We start from the raw sequence: 15,754 nt of genomic DNA on the forward strand, positions 1-15,754 counted from the left end.
CCGAGCTACTTCGCTGGTTCCGGGTCAAGGAAGTGGAGGCGAAGCCAGCCTGAATCGCCGCTTGATGATGTGAAAAAGCCAGGCCCAGCGGGCCTGGCTTTTTTATGCCTTTTGCATAAGCCGTTTGCCGGGCTGCTGTCAAAAATATGCAACTACCTGTGCTGGCTTATATACGGCTTTTACAGCGATTACAGTCTGTTACAGAGGCGTGCAGAGCTGTTTGATGAATTATCTGCTTACGTTTCGTCGTTTTTGTTTGACATATTTTACGTATTTGCCAGACTGCGCAACCTTGAACGGGCGCGTGCAGCTACCCGTCAAAAGTGGTCATAACAAAAACCTGTAGCCCATCGTTCCGCCCTGCGCAGTCTGCGCAGGTCATGCATGCGGTGGGCTGACGTCTGTGGAACGGGAAAGCATGCTGATCTGGTTCGTTGCGCTCTACCTGCTGGTGACTGTCGCCATCGGTTTCTACGCCTCCACCCGGGTGCACAACACCCGCGATTTCGCCTCCGGTGGTCGCAGCATGGGCTTCCCCATCGTCGCCGCCATGGTGTTTGCCACCTGGTTTGGCTCCGAGGCCGTGCTGGGCATCCCCGCCACCTTCCTCGAAGAAGGCTTTGCCGGCATTGTCGAAGACCCGTTCGGCTCCTTCGGTTGTCTGTTTCTGGTCGGTCTGATCATCGCCCGGCCGCTGTACCGGATGAACCTGCTGACCATCGGTGACTACTTCAAAAAGCGCTTTGGCCCGCAGGTCGAGCTGATCATCAGCCTGGTCATCGTCATGTCCTACCTGGGCTGGATCGCCGCGCAACTGATCGCGCTGGGCCTGGTGTTCAACGTCATCTCCGACGGCAGCATCAGCACCACCCAGGGCATGTTCCTCGGCACCTTTATCGTGCTGCTGTACACCCTGTTCGGCGGCATGTGGTCGATTGCCCTGACTGACTTCTTCCAGATGATCATCATCGTCGTCGGCCTGGTGTACCTGGTCTGGCTGTTCAGCGACATGGCTGGCGGCGCCGATCTGGTGATCAGCAAGGCGGCCAGCGAAGGCAAATTCACCTTTATGCACGCCTTCGAGCCCAAGGATATCGTCGCCTTTATCGGCGCGGCGGTGACCATGATGCTCGGCTCCATCCCGCAGCAGGACGTGTACCAGCGCGTGATGTCGGCCAAGAGTGAGAACATCGCCGCCCGCGCCTCGATGACCGGCGCGGTGTTCTACCTCGGCTTCTGCATGCTGCCGGTATTCCTGGTGTACGCCGCCTCGATGATCGACCCGGCGCTGGTCGAGAAGTGGCTGGCCGAGGACTCGCAGATGATTCTGCCGCTGATGATCCTGGAAAAGACCCCGCTGTTCGCCCAGATCATGTTCTTTGGTGCGCTGCTCTCGGCGATCATGTCCACCGCTTCGGGCACTTTGCTGGCGCCGTCGGTGACCCTGACCGAGAACGTGCTCAAGCGCTTTTTGCCGGTGCTTAACGACAAGCAGTTCCTGTTGCTGATGCGCGTCACCATCGTGGTCTGCGCGGCGGCGACTCTGAGCTTTGCCCTGTATTCGGATGCGAGCATCTACGAGATGGTTGGCAATGCCTACAAGGTGACCCTGGTCGCGGCGGTGGTGCCGTTGTTTGCCGGATTGTTCTGGAAACGTGCGACCACCCAGGGCGCACTGGTGGCCATCGCCTTTGGTCTGGTGTCGTGGATCTACCTGGAATACACCTGGAGCGAAGCTGCCTTCTGGCCGCCACAGCTGGCGGGCCTGCTGTTCAGCATGGCCGGTATGTTGATTGGGACGCTGTTGCCGCAGTGGAGCCGTAACCACAACGGCACGTTGGTGGCGCAGGCGGAATAAGCCTGATGCTTGGCCAACAAAACCCCGCTGATTGGCGGGGTTTTGTTTTTGTGCCTTGTGAGGCGGGGAGTGCATTCATTCCGTGGGAGGGGCTTTAGCCGCGAGCTTTGCGTCTTTGGTTACACCGCTTTGCAGTGTTCCCGCTACCGGTTGACTTCGCTCGCCCTACGGGCCAGCCTCGAGCAGTAGAAGGTTTTGAAGACCTGATTGTTTATGTTCACAAAAAAGCCAGACATCAAGGCCTGGCTTTTTCATATATATCCAACCCTTGTTACAACGCCCCAAACACCTTCTTCGCCAAACTGGTCGCCGCCCCAGCCGGATTCTCCCGGATGCTGGCTTCCTGCTCAGCGATCATCGCAAACAGACCATCCAGCGCCTGCTCCGTCACATAGTTCTCGATATTCGCGCTTTTCGCGTCGATCACGCCGAAGCTCGCGGCTTGGCCGGCGAAGCTGTTGTATTGCTTGGCCAGGCCGACCTGGTCGGTGGCTTGCTTGACGATAGGCAGGAACTTGGCGCGGATCTGTTCGCGGCTGGTCTTGTTCAGGTACTGGGTGGCTGAGTCTTGCGGGCCGCTGAGGATGCTCTTGGCGTCCTGCACGGTCATCTTCTTCACCGAGTCCACCAGCAGCGCCTGGGCTTGCGGTACGGCGGCTTCGGCGGCTTTGTTCATGCTCGCTTCTAGCTGATCAACCTGTGCGCCCATGCCCATCATTTTCATGGTCTTTGCGGCTTTACCGAGGTTGCCCGGTAGTTCGATGCGCACGTCCGGGTTGTTGCTGAAGCCGCCGGGTTTGCCCAGTTGCTGCACGGCCACTTTGGCGCCTTGGGTGAGGGCGTCCTTGAGGCCGCCGCTGGCATCACTCTGAGAGAGGTCGGCAAGGGAAAACGCGAGAGCGCTGGCGGAGAGGGCCAAACTTGCTGTGAAGACGAGGGTACGCAACATGGGGGATTCTTCCGGCTGTTAAGTAGTAAACGAGCTTAGCTGGGCTGGACGGATAAACCTATCCTGTGGCGCCTGATGGGTGCTTGAATGAACGTTTAGCCATGCCATGTACCCGGGTGTTTTGCCGCTGTGTTGGCGGCTTGCTTAAGCCGCGCAGGCTTCTGTTCATGTGTTCTGCCCGATTTGTCATGGGTTTTGGCGCGCACTGTCGAACTCTGGGTTGCACCATTGAGGTATTTGAGCCGCTGCATACTGCAAGGTTCATGCTGGCCTTTTGCAGCTAGACTGCTATTAACCGAGGGCGTTCGCCTATTCTGAATAGCACTTCCGACTGGTTGAGGGCCGAAGATGGCGCCAGTAGTTGAGTCGTTCCGTGCGTTAGATGCTCAGTCCAACGCCTCTGTAACACGTAAGACGCTGCTATTTCTTTCAGCGTTGTTGGTGACCCTGTTTGTAGTGGCGAGCGTAGCGTTGGTGCAAATCGCTTCAGAGCAGAATAAACAGGCGATCAAGCAAAGCTTGTTTTATGTGGAAAAAGCGACCCAAGCCCGGCAGAAGTCTATTCTCGCGACTATCAGCGATTACGCCTTTTGGGGGGCGGCTTATCGCCATCTACACGTGCGGGTCGACACCGACTGGGCCTATACAGGGCAGAATCTGGGGCCCAGCCTGTTTCCTGATTTCGCCTATGAAGGTGTGTTTGTGGTCGACGCCAGTGGCCACACCGCCTATGCGGTCGTGGAAGGCCAGCTGAGCTCGGTCGAAGTCCAGCAGTGGCTTATGCAGGATATCCACCCACTGATCGAACAGGCCCGCTTACAAGCTGAGAATGAAGAGCCGGTTGTTGGCGTTTTATTGGTCGCCGGGCAGCCGGCATTTGTGGTACTAGCCGCGTTGACGCCTGGCAGTGATCCGCAAATCGAGGCGGTGGAGGGTCCACCCTCGGTGCTGTTGTTCGTTGACCGGCTCGGTCCGCAGAAGCTGCAGATGCTTGGCGAAGACTTTGGCATCGACGATCTGCATGTGGATCAACGGTTAAGTAAGGCGCAAGTTCGGGCCAGCTTGCCTTTGGCAACCTTGAATGGTGAGCCGCTTTTGTTGTATTGGCATCCCGCCCAGCCAGGCGACCAGCTGCTCTATCTCATTTTGCCGCTGCTAGGACTGGCCGGTGTGATTGTTGCCCTTATCACTTGGCTGATGCTGCGCCGCGCGATCACCGCCGCACGTGAAATGGATACTAGCTATTCGTCCTTATATGCCAGCCAGTCTGCTCTGGCTGCCAGTGAGGCTCGATTTCGTGATGTAGCCGAGGCGGCCTCTGACTGGATTTGGGAAACCGATGCACAGCTACGCTTAACGTACCTGTCGGCGCGGTTTCAGGCAGTGACCGGTCACACCGAAAACGCTTGGCTCGGTCGACCGCTTGACGAGCTCGTGAGCTGCCCGGGAGGCTTGCAGGCTTGGTTGAGTAAACGCAGCCTGCATTCATCGTCTAAGGACAGCCTGCAATGCCAGTATTTTGCTAGCGACGGCAGGCTGCGTATTTGTAGGTTCGCCCTGCGGCACGTCGAAGGCGTCAACGGTGTTACGGGGTATCGTGGCATCGTCAGTGATATCACCCAGGAAGTGGAAGCGCGGGCGCGCATTGAGCACCTGTCTCAGCACGATGCGCTCACTGGATTGCCCAATCGCAATCGCATGCAGGCGTTCTTAGAGGACAAGTTGAGTGCACTGCCTACGTCTGGCAAGCCGTTAGTCATGCTCAGTGTCGACCTCGACCGGTTTAAATCAGTGAATGATTCTTTCGGCCATGAGACCGGCGACGTGGTACTCGGTGAGGTATCAAAGCGTCTGCGTGTGATATTGCGCGACGGCGACCTAGTAGCGCGTATGGGCGGTGATGAATTTATTTTGATTGTCAGCGGCATCTCCACTCAGGCGGAGGTAAAGCGCTTGTGCGAAAGGTTGATCGCTGGCGTTGAACAGCCATTCGAAGTTGATAATCACAGCATTTTTATCGGCGCCAGTATCGGTGTGGCTATGGCGCCGGCTGATGCGTGCCTGGCTGAGGAATTGCTGCGCTACGCCGATATCGCTTTATACGAGGCCAAGGGGGCTGGACGTAGCACGTGGCGCTTCTATGCCCGCGACATGAAGGAGCGAGTGACTGAACGGCAACAACTCGAAAACGATCTACGCCAAGCGTTGAGCAATAACGAATTACGCTTGTGCCTACAGCCTCGATATAGCGTTAGGGAAACTCTGAATAAGACTTCCTGATTTTGGCAAAATGCCCGGACGCCACCCGCCGAGTTTTCCGATGAAGCAAATGACCTTCGCCGATGCCGAGTACGCCGGCAAACGCAAGCAGACCCGCAAAGAGTTGTTCCTGATCGAGATGGATCGGGTGGTGCCGTGGAAGGGTTTGATCGCACTGATCGAACCGTATTACCCCAAGGGTGAAGGCGGTCGGCCGGCCTATCCGCTGATGGCGATGCTACGTGTGCACCTGATGCAGAACTGGTTCGGCTACAGCGACCCGGCGATGGAAGAAGCGCTGTACGAGACCACTATCCTGCGGCAGTTCGCCGGGCTGAGTCTGGAACGTATCCCCGACGAAACCACCATCCTCAACTTCCGTCGTCTGCTGGAGAAACATGAGTTGGCTGCCGGCATCCTGGCCGTCATCAATGGCTATCTTGGCGACCGTGGCCTGTCGTTGCGCCAAGGCACCATCGTCGATGCCACGCTGATCAATGCGCCGAGTTCGACCAAGAACAAGGACGGCAAACGGGACCCAGAGATGCACCAGGCCAAGAAGGGCAACCAATACTACTTCGGCATGAAGGCGCACATTGGCGTGGATGACGAGTCGGGGCTGGTACACAGCGTGGTAGGCACGGCGGCCAACGTGGCGGATGTCACTCAGGTCGACAAGTTGCTGCACGGCGAGGAAAACGTGGTGTGCGCCGATGCGGGTTATACCGGCGTCGAAAAGCGCCCCGAACATGATGGGCGCGAGGTGATCTGGCAGGTTGCTGCCCGCCGCAGCACCTATAAGAAGCTGGGTAAGAGCAGCCCGCTGTACAAAGCCAAACGCAAGATCGAGAAGGCCAAGGCCCAGGTGCGCGCCAAGGTTGAGCACCCGTTCCGGGTGATCAAGCGTCAGTTCAGTTATGTAAAGACACGCTTCCGTGGCTTGGCCAAGAACACGGCGCAACTGGTGACGCTGTTCGCGCTGTCGAACCTGTGGATGGCACGCCGACATTTACTGACCAATGCAGGAGAGGTGCGCCTGTAATGCGGGAAATGGCTGCCGCGAGCTACTCGCGGCGGCTAAAAACACAGAAATGAATGGGTAATCTGATCGTTTTTGATCGATTTGCCGCTTTCAAAATCGGCGGGGCTGAAGTCAGCCAGAAATACATGGCTACTTCAGACCATCCTTAGCAGCCAATGCATGGTGGCGGCGGAGGCCCTGGTGCGCTGGCAGCATCCCCAACGAGGGTTGTTGGGGCCGGACAGCTTTATTGCTATTGCCGAAACGACGGGCTTGATAGTACCTCTGAGCTCTTGGGTTTTGCACACTGCCTGTATGGAAGCGATGACCTGGCACGAGGCGCTGGTTGTTTCGGTAAACCTCTCACCGGTTGAATTTCAGCATGGTCGTCTGTTGGCAAGGGTTAAAAGTGCTCTGGACGACAGTGGTCTGCCGCCTTCGCGGTTGGAACTCGAACTCACCGAGAGCGTGATGCTTGGAGATGCAGAGGGCGCTCTGGTACTGATGCAGGACTTAAAAAACTGGGCGTGCGACTGGCGATGGATGACTTCGGTACAGGCTATTCATCGCTTAGCTATTTGCGCAAATTCCCCTTCGATGGACTGAAGATCGACCGTAGTTTTATGGCCGACTTGCATGACTCACCCGATAGTCAGGCGATCATCAAGGCAATTGTTGGGCTCGGTCGAGCGTTGTCGTTGACGGTTACTGCCGAGGGTGTCGAGACCGAGGAGCAACTTGAGGTCTTGCGCCAGTGTGACTGTGATGAAGTACAGGACTATTTCTTGGCACGCCCGATGGATCCAGATGCCTTGCGCCTCTTGCTCCAGTAATAAGCTTAAAGAGGGGCTGGCGGCACGGCTCGTTGATATTTCATCTATACCCTAAAGGTGCTTTGTAACGTCTCCCTCTGCATTTGAGTAGGGGCCCCTGAATCTTGTGTGCCGATCACATAAATCCTCGGAGGGAAGTGCGGTGGCGTTTGCCATGAGTGCAGTCTTTCAGTGAACAGGAGTAGTCAGTATGTTTTTGGTTCCCGTTAGACTGTCGCAGCGTTTGACCCTCGGTTGCGTCGTCCTTCTGATTCTGACCGCACTGGCGGTATTTGCGGTGATGGCCCTGCGTGGTCAGCCGCGTGTGGTGGCGGCCAGTGGCGAGCTGATCGAACAGACCGGCAGCGCCATCGTGCGCCAGCTGGCGTTGCAACTGGCCAAGATAGAAGGGGTGACAGCCAGCCTGGCGCACCTGGCCGAAGTGCTGCCGCGTGAAGAGCCGCTGTACCTCAACAGCCTGCCTAATCTGATCGACAGCCAGGGTGAAAAAGCGATTGCCGGCGGCGGTGTGTGGCCGGAGCCAAATGCGTTTACCGATGGTGTGGCGCGCCGTAGTTTCTTCTAGGCGCGTGGTGGTGACGGGCAGTTGGCCTATTCCGACGATTACAACACCGCCGATGGCCCTGGGTACCACAACGATGCCTGGTACACCGGCGCGCGCAGCAGCAAGCCCGGCCAGTGCCTGTGGTCAGAGGCTTATCAGGATGCGGTGACCGGCGTGCCGATGGTGACCTGCAGCGTGCCTTACCAGCTAGAAGGGCGCTTTGCCGGGGTAGCCACCCTGGATCTGCTTCTGGATGATCTGGCGCGTTTTCTCACCGAGCAGGGCAAGGTCACCGATGGCTATGCCTTCGCCCTCGATCAGGCCGGTAACGTGCTGCACTTTCCCGGCATGACCGGAACTAAGGGTGGCGCAATGCTCAAGTTTGCCGACCTGGCGCAGCAGCATCGCTGGCTTGAGCCGGTGCAGGAGGCGCTGAACCGCAGCAATTCTGGGGCGATTCGCAACCTGGACCTAGATAACGATGAGCAGCTCCAGCAGGCCAGCCGCGTCAGCCTGTTTGTGATGCCAGATACAGGCTGGGTGATTGGACTGGTTACGCCGCAGGAGCGGGTTACCGGCCTGGCCAGGGCGCTGACCTGGGAGATTCTGCTGTTCCTCCTGCCGCTGCTGGCGGTGTTGCTGGCGCTGGCCTGGTTGGCTGGGCGCAAACTGATCAGCCAACTGGAAGAAACCATTGCGCAGATCGACTCCCTGGGCCGTGGCTCGGCCAGCCGAGATGTCGAATTGAGTGTGGAACGCGAGGATGAAATCGGTGCGCTGCGCCACGCGGTCAATCGCTATGCCGGGCAGTTACGCACCATGCTCCAGCGCATCGCCGAGGAGGCCGATCATCTGCAGGCCGAAGCCGCACAACTGGGCGGTTTGAGCAGTACCCTGGCCGGGCGCGCCGAACAGCAACGCCAGGAGAACACCCATCTGGCGGCGGCGATTACCGAAATGTCGTCGAGCGCCCAGGAAGTAGCGCAGAACACCAACGACTGCGCCAATACCGCACAGAGTTCATTGCTGGTGGTGCAGCAGGGGCAGCAGAAGGTCACCTCCAATAGCTCGGCGATTCAGGCGCTGTCGACGGAAATGGCCGGTGCGGCCATGGTGATCAGTCAGCTTGAGAAGGACAGCCAGCAGGTCGGGGCGGTGCTGGATGTGATCAAGGCGATTTCCGAGCAGACCAACCTGCTGGCGCTGAATGCCGCCATCGAGGCCGCGCGGGCCGGTGAGCAGGGCCGTGGCTTTGCCGTGGTGGCCGATGAGGTGCGCACCCTGGCGGGCAGAACTCAGGCTTCGGCCAATGAGATCAGCACCATGATCAGTGCGTTGCAGCAGGCTTCACGTCAGGCCGTGCAGGCCATGCAAGCGGGCGAGGCACGTACCGAGCATGCGGTAGGGGAGGCCGAAGGCGCAGCGGCGGCGTTGTCCAGCTCGGTGCAGAGTTTCGATGACATCTCTCAACGCGCTCAGCAGATCGCCGTGGCGGCGCAGCAGCAAAGCCATGTAACTCAGGAGATCAATGAGCTGGCGGTGCGTATTCACAGCATCAGCGAAGAAAACGCCCGCGATGCCCAGGCCCTGGATGAAGTCAGCAGTGCCATGCAAGCGCTGTCGTCGCGGTTGACGGGGCTGAGCCGAGGCTAGGCGCAGTTAAGGTAGGGCGTACAGTCTGCGTATCGGTGGTGGGTTTTAGAGCGTATAGCTCTGCTACCACCCTATTGAATCGCCCTGTTCAATAGCACATCGGCGGCCTGCTGTAGTGCTGCCCTGTAATGTCTATTGCTTAGTCTTTAATAAATAGCGGAGATACAAGCGAGGAGCGCAAAGTAGCAGTCATAGGGCCTTGCACGAGCCTTTCGCTAGATTGCGCACCACGTATGGAAAGACAACGCCGAGGGGGCAGTGCATGCAGGTGATGATTGTTGACGATGATCCATGGATCGCTGATTTGTTAAAACAGATCGTCATAAATGTCCGCCCAGGGGTTCAGGTCAATTGTTTTGCTGATGTGCAAAGCGTTTTTGCTTCTTGGCGGGAAACACGCTACGCCTTGGTCCTGGCTGATTGGAATCTGTCCGACGGTTCGGGTGTGAATTTGCTGCAAAGAATTCGTGCACAGGACCGTGAAACACCACTGGTGATGATTACCGGCCGCTCTGACCGGCAGAGTGTGTTGGAGGTCAGACGGCTGGGTATTAGTGCTTTTATTACCAAGCCGTTTGATGTCCCACGTGTTGTCGCGTGTATCGAGGAACTCCTTCCACTGCAGGACGTTGTCCCTACTGCCCCCAGTATTCAGGAAGCATTTATTGCTTACTTAAGCGGCCTGGCCGCAGAGGACCTGGACTTGCCGATGCTTGAGAAGGTTAAAGAGCTGCTTCAGCTGGGTTATCGCGGGGAGTCGTTTGATCTGCGTGAGTTGGTGAGCAGCTGGCAAGGCGATCCGTCACTGTGTATGCACCTTATTGCTGCGTCCAACAGCGCTGCCTATATCGGCTTTGGTGCGCAGTGCACCAGCTTAAGCGATGCACTCAGGCGGCTTGGCCCCCGTACCAGTGTGAATCTGGCAATGGGCTTTGCCTTAAAGCAGATCAGCATGCAGGGCAACTTAGTCTTGTCAGTGCTAAGGATGGTCTGAAGTAGCCATGTATTTCTGGCTGACTTCAGCCCCCGCCGATTTTGAAAGCGGCAAATCGATCAAAAACGATCAGATTACCCATTCATTTCTGTGTTTTTAGCCGCCGCGAGTAGCTCGCGGCAGCCATTTCCCGCATTACAGGCGCACCTCTCCTGCATTGGTCAGTAAATGTCGGCGTGCCATCCACAGGTTCGACAGCGCGAACAGCGTCACCAGTTGCGCCGTGTTCTTGGCCAAGCCACGGAAGCGTGTCTTTACATAACTGAACTGACGCTTGATCACCCGGAACGGGTGCTCAACCTTGGCGCGCACCTGGGCCTTCTCGATCTTGCGTTTGGCTTTGTACAGCGGGCTGCTCTTACCCAGCTTCTTATAGGTGCTGCGGCGGGCAGCAACCTGCCAGATCACCTCGCGCCCATCATGTTCGGGGCGCTTTTCGACGCCGGTATAACCCGCATCGGCGCACACCACGTTTTCCTCGCCGTGCAGCAACTTGTCGACCTGAGTGACATCCGCCACGTTGGCCGCCGTGCCTACCACGCTGTGTACCAGCCCCGACTCGTCATCCACGCCAATGTGCGCCTTCATGCCGAAGTAGTATTGGTTGCCCTTCTTGGCCTGGTGCATCTCTGGGTCGCGTTTGCCGTCCTTGTTCTTGGTCGAACTCGGCGCATTGATCAGCGTGGCATCGACGATGGTGCCTTGGCGCAACGACAGGCCACGGTCGCCAAGATAGCCATTGATGACGGCCAGGATGCCGGCAGCCAACTCATGTTTCTCCAGCAGACGACGGAAGTTGAGGATGGTGGTTTCGTCGGGGATACGTTCCAGACTCAGCCCGGCGAACTGCCGCAGGATAGTGGTCTCGTACAGCGCTTCTTCCATCGCCGGGTCGCTGTAGCCGAACCAGTTCTGCATCAGGTGCACACGTAGCATCGCCATCAGCGGATAGGCCGGCCGACCGCCTTCACCCTTGGGGTAATACGGTTCGATCAGTGCGATCAAACCCTTCCACGGCACCACCCGATCCATCTCGATCAGGAACAACTCTTTGCGGGTCTGCTTGCGTTTGCCGGCGTACTCGGCATCGGCGAAGGTCATTTGCTTCATCGGAAAACTCGGCGGGTGGCGTCCGGGCATTTTGCCAAAATCAGGAAGTCTTATTCAGAGTTTCCCTAATGAAAGAATATTTGGACAGTGCCGTATCTCTGGCTGAGCGCGTGGTGGCGCTGGCTAAGCAGTGCGGCGTTGAGCCAGCGCCACTGCAAACTGCCGCCTTGTTACATCGTATCGGTGAGCTGTGTGTGATCTACCAAGCCTATAAGTGGGAAAGCCAGGGCAATAGGTTGGATGAGAGCCTGCTCATGCACGCTGTCAACGACTTTGCCGCACCGCTTGCAATCAAATTGAAAGCCCAGTGGAACGTACCTATGGCCTTGCGTGACATGATCGGGGCTGTTTATGCGCTGCCACAGGCGCAAATTCGACGTGAGCAGGTGTTGATGCGCCTGGCGGCGGCCATAAACAACAGCGAACCACCTACCACCGTTGATCGGTTGATGCGGCTAGTGAGCTGTCTGTAAAATTCGTTAATCCAATGCCGGGCCAGTATACTGCGCGCTCTATCGTCATGAATTGAGCTCCCATATGGCCCGGCCAGCAGCCCCATTCTTCTTGAGTCCCAGTGATGCCGACATGCTGCAAGGCTGGTTACGCATGGGATCGCTGCCTCAGAGCATCGGCCAGCGGGCCAGAATTCTGTTGCTGCTGGCCAACGGTCTCACGCCCAAGGAGATCAGCGAGCAGCTGCAAGTCTCTGCGCCAGTGGTCTTCAAATGGCGTAAACGCTACCAGGAGACCGGTCTGGAGGGGCTGAGTGACCTGCGGCGCAGTGGAGCGCCTCGCAAGCTCAACGAAGCGAAGATCAAGGAAATCCTGACGCTGACGACCCAGCGAGTCCCGCGCGAAGCTACCCACTGGAGCCTACGGTTGATGGCCAAGTACGCTGGGGTCAGCATCTGGCAGGTCGCACAGGTGTGGGCTGCTGCCGACCTCAAGCCGCACCGGTTGAAAACCTTCAAGATCAGTAACGACCCGCACTTTGCAGACAAAGTGGTCGATGTCGTCGGGCTCTATTTGAATCCGCCCGACAACGCCCTGGTGCTATCTGTTGACGAAAAAACACAGATCCAGGCGCTGGACCGCACACAGCCCATGCTGCCGCTCAAGCCCGGGCAGATTGAGCGGCGGACGCATGACTATAAGCGCCACGGTACGGCCAGTCTGTACGCAGACTTTGACATCCTGACGGGTAAGGTCATCGGCCGTATCACCCAGCGGCACAGGGCCAAGGAGTTTTTGGAGTTCCTTCGACAGATCGACCGCAGCACTCCCGCCGAGCTGGACCTGCATGTAATTCTGGACAACAGCTCGACTCACAAGACCGCTGCCGTCAGGGAATGGCTGGAGAAGCATCCCCGTTTCAAGCTGCACTTCACACCGACCAGCGCCTCGTGGCTGAACGCCGTGGAGGGCTGGTTTGCGCAACTGGAAAGACGGGCGCTTTATCGTGATGCCTTCAGCAGCGTGGCTGACCTGAGAGCGGCGATACGTCGCTTCATTGAGGCTCATAACGAACATTCGGCTAAGCCGTTCCGCTGGAGCAAAACGGCTGAGTCGATTATCAGCTCCGTGCATCGAGCAAAGCTGGCTGTAATTCGGAATGAGTTATTGGATTAACCAGACAGGCCACTAGCCGGTTTGGAGTGACGTTTAGATATTCGTCTGGTGCGCTACCTGTCAGCCCAAAGCGAGCTAGGCTGAGTGAATATGGAGTTGCAACGCAAGGATCTGGAGCCGCGCATGCGCATAAGCAAAGGAATTGATGTCGAGTCGGTCATTCTGATCGTTGAAGACCAGACCACGGATGCGCTTGCTCTGCGTGAAACGGTGCGTGACCTAGGGGAGGTTCACGTGGCCAGTGACGGTCCTTCAGCCTTAGCGCTGGCCAGGCAGTGCAAGCCGGATCTTGTGCTTTTGGATATCGAAATGTCTGGCATGAGTGGCTTTGCCGTATGCAAGGCGTTCAAAGCCGATCCGAAACTCTGCGATGCCGCCATTATCTTTGTTACCTCCCATGTTCAATCTGAGAACGAGCTGCGCGCGCTGGAATATGGCGGTATTGATTTCATCCACAAGCCGCTAAATGCACCAGTGGCCAGGGCCCATATCAAAGCCCACCTGGCGTTGCGTCATGCTGCGAAGAAGCTCGCTAACCATGATGCGTTGACCGGCTTACCAAACCGCACGCTGTTGCAAGACCGTACCGAGCAAGCCTTGCAAAAGGCTCGTCGCAGTCAGCTCCGCGTGGCCATGCTGTTGCTCGACCTGGATAACTTCAAAGGCATTAATGACTCGCAGGGGCATTCCATTGGTGATGCCCTACTCAAGGAGGTCGCAGCCCGGCTTTCGCTGGCCTCCAGGGCTTTGGATACGGTCAGTCGGCAGGGTGGCGACGAGTTCATCGTTTTATTACCAGAGGTCAGCGGTTTTGATGTGGTCGGTGATTTTGCCGAGCGGCTACTCACCACCATCAGCACCCCCTTCATTATTCAAGGTAATCGCTATGACCTGAGCGCGAGTATCGGCATCAGCCTGTTCCCTGACGACAGCGAGGACACCGAGTCGCTCTACCGTCATGCGGATTCGGCCATGTATCAAGCCAAACTCGATGGGCGTAATCGTTGTCGCTTCTTTTCCCTCGATATTGAGCGCAGCACCCGTGGTCGGCATCTGTTGGAACAACATATGCGCACTGCGCTGGAAAATGGCGTATTTGAAGTTTTCTATCAGGCCAAGGTTGTGGCCACCGGGAATGTAATGGTCGGGATGGAGGCACTCGTACGCTGGCGTAGCAAAGAGGGCACCCTTATTTCGCCAGCTGATTTCATTCCGTTGGCCGAAGAGACCGGGCTGATCATTCCGATTGGTAAATTCGTGCTGCAGCAGGCCTGTCAGGATGCCCAGATGCTTGTCGCACAAGGCATGCATTTTGTGGTCAGCGTAAATATATCGGCAGTGCAGTTTCGCGAAGAATCATTTTTACAGATGGTGCAAGACACGTTGCTTGCATCAAGGCTCGCGCCAGAGTTTCTTGAGTTGGAGATCACCGAGGGCGTGCTGGCCAGGGATGTCGCTAACACGCAGCATGTACTGACATCTCTGCGCAGCATGGGGGTGAGGATTGCGCTGGATGATTTTGGCACGGGTTACTCAAGCCTTACCTACCTCAAGCGCTTTCCAGTGGATGTGCTGAAAATAGACCAGAGCTTTGTACGTGACATGCTGGTTGATAAGAGTGACGCCGCGATTATTGAGGCGATTGTCAAGTTGGCTCAGGCGCTCGGTCTTGAGCTAGTGGCTGAAGGCGTGGAGTCCCAGGAGCAAGCCGCCGCCTTGCAAGCTTTTGGCTGCCAAATTATGCAGGGCGGTTGCAGGAGCTGAGTGCAACACGGTTATTGAATTGACGCTGGCGCATCATGCCGCATAGCCATGGCTTCTTGCATTACTTCGCTCATGACTTCGATCGGGCACTTGAAGTCGAAGCGCTTACGCGGCCGCATATTCAGTTGCAGTGCAATGGCATCCAACTGTTCTTGGCTGTGTCCCGACAAGTCTGTGCCCTTGGGCAGGTACTGGCGAATGAGGCCGTTGATGTTTTCGTTGCTGCCGCGCTGCCAGGGGCTGTGTGGGTCGCAGAAGTAGATCGCTATGCCGGTTCTCTGGGTGATCTCGGCGTGCCGCGCCATCTCCCGGCCCTGGTCGTAGGTCATGCTCTTACGCATCGCCAGCGGCATACGATTGAGTGCGGCGCTGAAACCTTCCATCGCCGAGGTCGCCGTCGCATCGTTCATCTTGATCAGCATCAGGTAGCCACTGGTGCGTTCTACCAAGGTGCCGACCGACGAGGCGTTGGCCTTGCCCTTGATAAGGTCGCCCTCCCAGTGGCCCGGCATCAGGCGGTCTTCAATCTCCGGCGGGCGCACGTGAATACTGACCAGCTCTGGGAGCTGGCCACGTCGATCCACGCCGCCAGAGCGCGGCCTGCGCGTCGTCTTGCTTTGGCGCAGGCAGATAATCAGCTCCTTACGCAGCTCGCCGACCGGCAAGGCATAGATCGCGGTATAGATCGTCTCGCGACAGACGTAGGCATCTCTGAGGCTGGGTATGTTCATGCTGCGCAGCTTGCCGGCAATCTGCTCGGGAGACAAACGCTCACGCAGCATATGGGTCACCAACTCGAAGCGTTCACTACCGGGCAGCAGCTTTCGCTTGGGCCGGCAGACTTGGCGCCGGGCTCTCATCTGCTGCTGCGCCGCACGGGCCGAGTAACGACCGCAGACCTCTCGATTACGGCGCAACTCGCGACTGATAGTCGAGGGGGATCGGTTGATCAGGTGGGCAATCTTGCGCAGGCTAAAGCCTTGGGCATGACCGATTTGAATAGTGGCGCGCTCTTCAACGCTGAGTTCGGAATAAGACATAGGGGCAGCACCGTATCGGAAAGATCAGGTGTTGCACTCAGTTTTTGCCGCCGCCCAGGGCTATCTGTACTCTCGGCCTGTACCGTTTAACCAGTTCTGT

Annotated in this window: 12 protein-coding genes and 2 pseudogenes; 11 read left to right on the forward strand and 3 right to left on the reverse strand. The window is 57.4% G+C overall.

Annotation, left to right across the window (positions count from 1 at the left end):
- Positions 1-418: 418 nt before the first annotated feature.
- Positions 419-1,858 (forward strand): high affinity choline transporter 1, encoded by a 1,440-nt coding sequence (locus tag BLW24_RS25025; RefSeq protein ID WP_090387942.1) that lies wholly within the window; start codon positions 419-421, stop codon positions 1,856-1,858.
- Between the two features lie 271 nt (positions 1,859-2,129).
- On the opposite strand, the gene BLW24_RS25030 is transcribed toward BLW24_RS25025, so the two are convergent.
- Positions 2,130-2,807 (reverse strand): DUF4197 domain-containing protein, encoded by a 678-nt coding sequence (locus BLW24_RS25030; RefSeq protein WP_090387943.1) that lies wholly within the window; start codon positions 2,805-2,807, stop codon positions 2,130-2,132.
- A 348-nt stretch (positions 2,808-3,155) separates the two neighbouring features.
- On the opposite strand from BLW24_RS25030, the gene BLW24_RS25035 reads away from it, so the two are divergent.
- From BLW24_RS25035 to BLW24_RS25055, 7 genes and pseudogenes are all read left to right on the forward strand, one after another.
- Complete coding sequence (locus BLW24_RS25035) at positions 3,156-5,087, forward strand: sensor domain-containing diguanylate cyclase (protein WP_090387944.1); 1,932 nt, start codon at positions 3,156-3,158, stop codon at positions 5,085-5,087.
- A 40-nt stretch (positions 5,088-5,127) separates the two neighbouring features.
- Complete coding sequence (locus BLW24_RS25040) at positions 5,128-6,108, forward strand: IS5 family transposase (protein WP_090375425.1); 981 nt, start codon at positions 5,128-5,130, stop codon at positions 6,106-6,108.
- Between the two features lie 159 nt (positions 6,109-6,267).
- A pseudogene (locus BLW24_RS25045) lies at positions 6,268-6,920 on the forward strand (putative bifunctional diguanylate cyclase/phosphodiesterase); the annotation flags it as partial.
- 190 nt (positions 6,921-7,110) lie between these two features.
- A complete protein-coding gene (locus BLW24_RS26760; RefSeq protein ID WP_244161302.1) occupies positions 7,111-7,485 on the forward strand; it encodes a hypothetical protein in 375 nt (124 codons plus the stop codon).
- A gap of 21 nt (positions 7,486-7,506) precedes the next feature.
- Positions 7,507-8,001 (forward strand): annotated as a pseudogene (locus BLW24_RS27350) (cache domain-containing protein); the annotation flags it as partial.
- 558 nt (positions 8,002-8,559) lie between these two features.
- Positions 8,560-9,117, forward strand: coding sequence for a methyl-accepting chemotaxis protein (locus tag BLW24_RS27355; RefSeq protein WP_420875053.1), 558 nt, complete (start codon positions 8,560-8,562; stop codon positions 9,115-9,117).
- 262 nt (positions 9,118-9,379) lie between these two features.
- Entirely contained in the window at positions 9,380-10,111 is a 732-nt protein-coding gene (locus BLW24_RS25055; protein ID WP_090387945.1) for a response regulator, read from the forward strand.
- 135 nt (positions 10,112-10,246) lie between these two features.
- Here BLW24_RS25055 and BLW24_RS25060 read toward each other — a convergent pair whose 3' ends face one another.
- Positions 10,247-11,221, reverse strand: coding sequence for an IS5 family transposase (locus BLW24_RS25060; protein WP_090387946.1), 975 nt, complete (start codon positions 11,219-11,221; stop codon positions 10,247-10,249).
- A 68-nt stretch (positions 11,222-11,289) separates the two neighbouring features.
- On the opposite strand from BLW24_RS25060, the gene BLW24_RS25065 reads away from it, so the two are divergent.
- The 3 genes from BLW24_RS25065 (at position 11,290) to BLW24_RS25075 (ending at position 14,614) form a co-directional block, all read left to right on the forward strand.
- Entirely contained in the window at positions 11,290-11,694 is a 405-nt protein-coding gene (locus BLW24_RS25065) for an HDOD domain-containing protein (protein ID WP_090387947.1), read from the forward strand.
- Positions 11,695-11,758: 64 nt separating this feature from the next.
- Complete coding sequence (locus tag BLW24_RS25070; RefSeq protein WP_090376034.1) at positions 11,759-12,850, forward strand: IS630 family transposase; 1,092 nt, start codon at positions 11,759-11,761, stop codon at positions 12,848-12,850.
- A 90-nt stretch (positions 12,851-12,940) separates the two neighbouring features.
- Positions 12,941-14,614: a putative bifunctional diguanylate cyclase/phosphodiesterase gene (locus tag BLW24_RS25075; RefSeq protein ID WP_244161311.1), complete on the forward strand. Its 1,674-nt coding sequence runs from the start codon at positions 12,941-12,943 to the stop codon at positions 14,612-14,614.
- A gap of 11 nt (positions 14,615-14,625) precedes the next feature.
- Here BLW24_RS25075 and BLW24_RS25080 read toward each other — a convergent pair whose 3' ends face one another.
- Positions 14,626-15,654 (reverse strand): IS30 family transposase, encoded by a 1,029-nt coding sequence (locus BLW24_RS25080; RefSeq protein WP_090375993.1) that lies wholly within the window; start codon positions 15,652-15,654, stop codon positions 14,626-14,628.
- Positions 15,655-15,754 lie beyond the last annotated feature (100 nt).

The sequence above is a fragment of the Pseudomonas anguilliseptica genome (genome assembly GCF_900105355.1).
GTDB classification, from domain to species: domain Bacteria; phylum Pseudomonadota; class Gammaproteobacteria; order Pseudomonadales; family Pseudomonadaceae; genus Aquipseudomonas; species Aquipseudomonas anguilliseptica.

Coding starts and splice junctions, on each gene's coding strand:
- BLW24_RS25025 (WP_090387942.1), top strand. CDS start 419: ATGCTGATCTGGTTCGTTGCGCTCTACCTGCTGGTGACTGTCGCCATC.
- BLW24_RS25030 (WP_090387943.1), bottom strand. CDS start 2,807: ATGTTGCGTACCCTCGTCTTCACAGCAAGTTTGGCCCTCTCCGCCAGC.
- BLW24_RS25035 (WP_090387944.1), top strand. CDS start 3,156: ATGGCGCCAGTAGTTGAGTCGTTCCGTGCGTTAGATGCTCAGTCCAAC.
- BLW24_RS25040 (WP_090375425.1), top strand. CDS start 5,128: ATGAAGCAAATGACCTTCGCCGATGCCGAGTACGCCGGCAAACGCAAG.
- BLW24_RS26760 (WP_244161302.1), top strand. CDS start 7,111: ATGTTTTTGGTTCCCGTTAGACTGTCGCAGCGTTTGACCCTCGGTTGC.
- BLW24_RS27355 (WP_420875053.1), top strand. CDS start 8,560: ATGGCCGGTGCGGCCATGGTGATCAGTCAGCTTGAGAAGGACAGCCAG.
- BLW24_RS25055 (WP_090387945.1), top strand. CDS start 9,380: ATGCAGGTGATGATTGTTGACGATGATCCATGGATCGCTGATTTGTTA.
- BLW24_RS25060 (WP_090387946.1), bottom strand. CDS start 11,221: ATGAAGCAAATGACCTTCGCCGATGCCGAGTACGCCGGCAAACGCAAG.
- BLW24_RS25065 (WP_090387947.1), top strand. CDS start 11,290: ATGAAAGAATATTTGGACAGTGCCGTATCTCTGGCTGAGCGCGTGGTG.
- BLW24_RS25070 (WP_090376034.1), top strand. CDS start 11,759: ATGGCCCGGCCAGCAGCCCCATTCTTCTTGAGTCCCAGTGATGCCGAC.
- BLW24_RS25075 (WP_244161311.1), top strand. CDS start 12,941: ATGGAGTTGCAACGCAAGGATCTGGAGCCGCGCATGCGCATAAGCAAA.
- BLW24_RS25080 (WP_090375993.1), bottom strand. CDS start 15,654: ATGTCTTATTCCGAACTCAGCGTTGAAGAGCGCGCCACTATTCAAATC.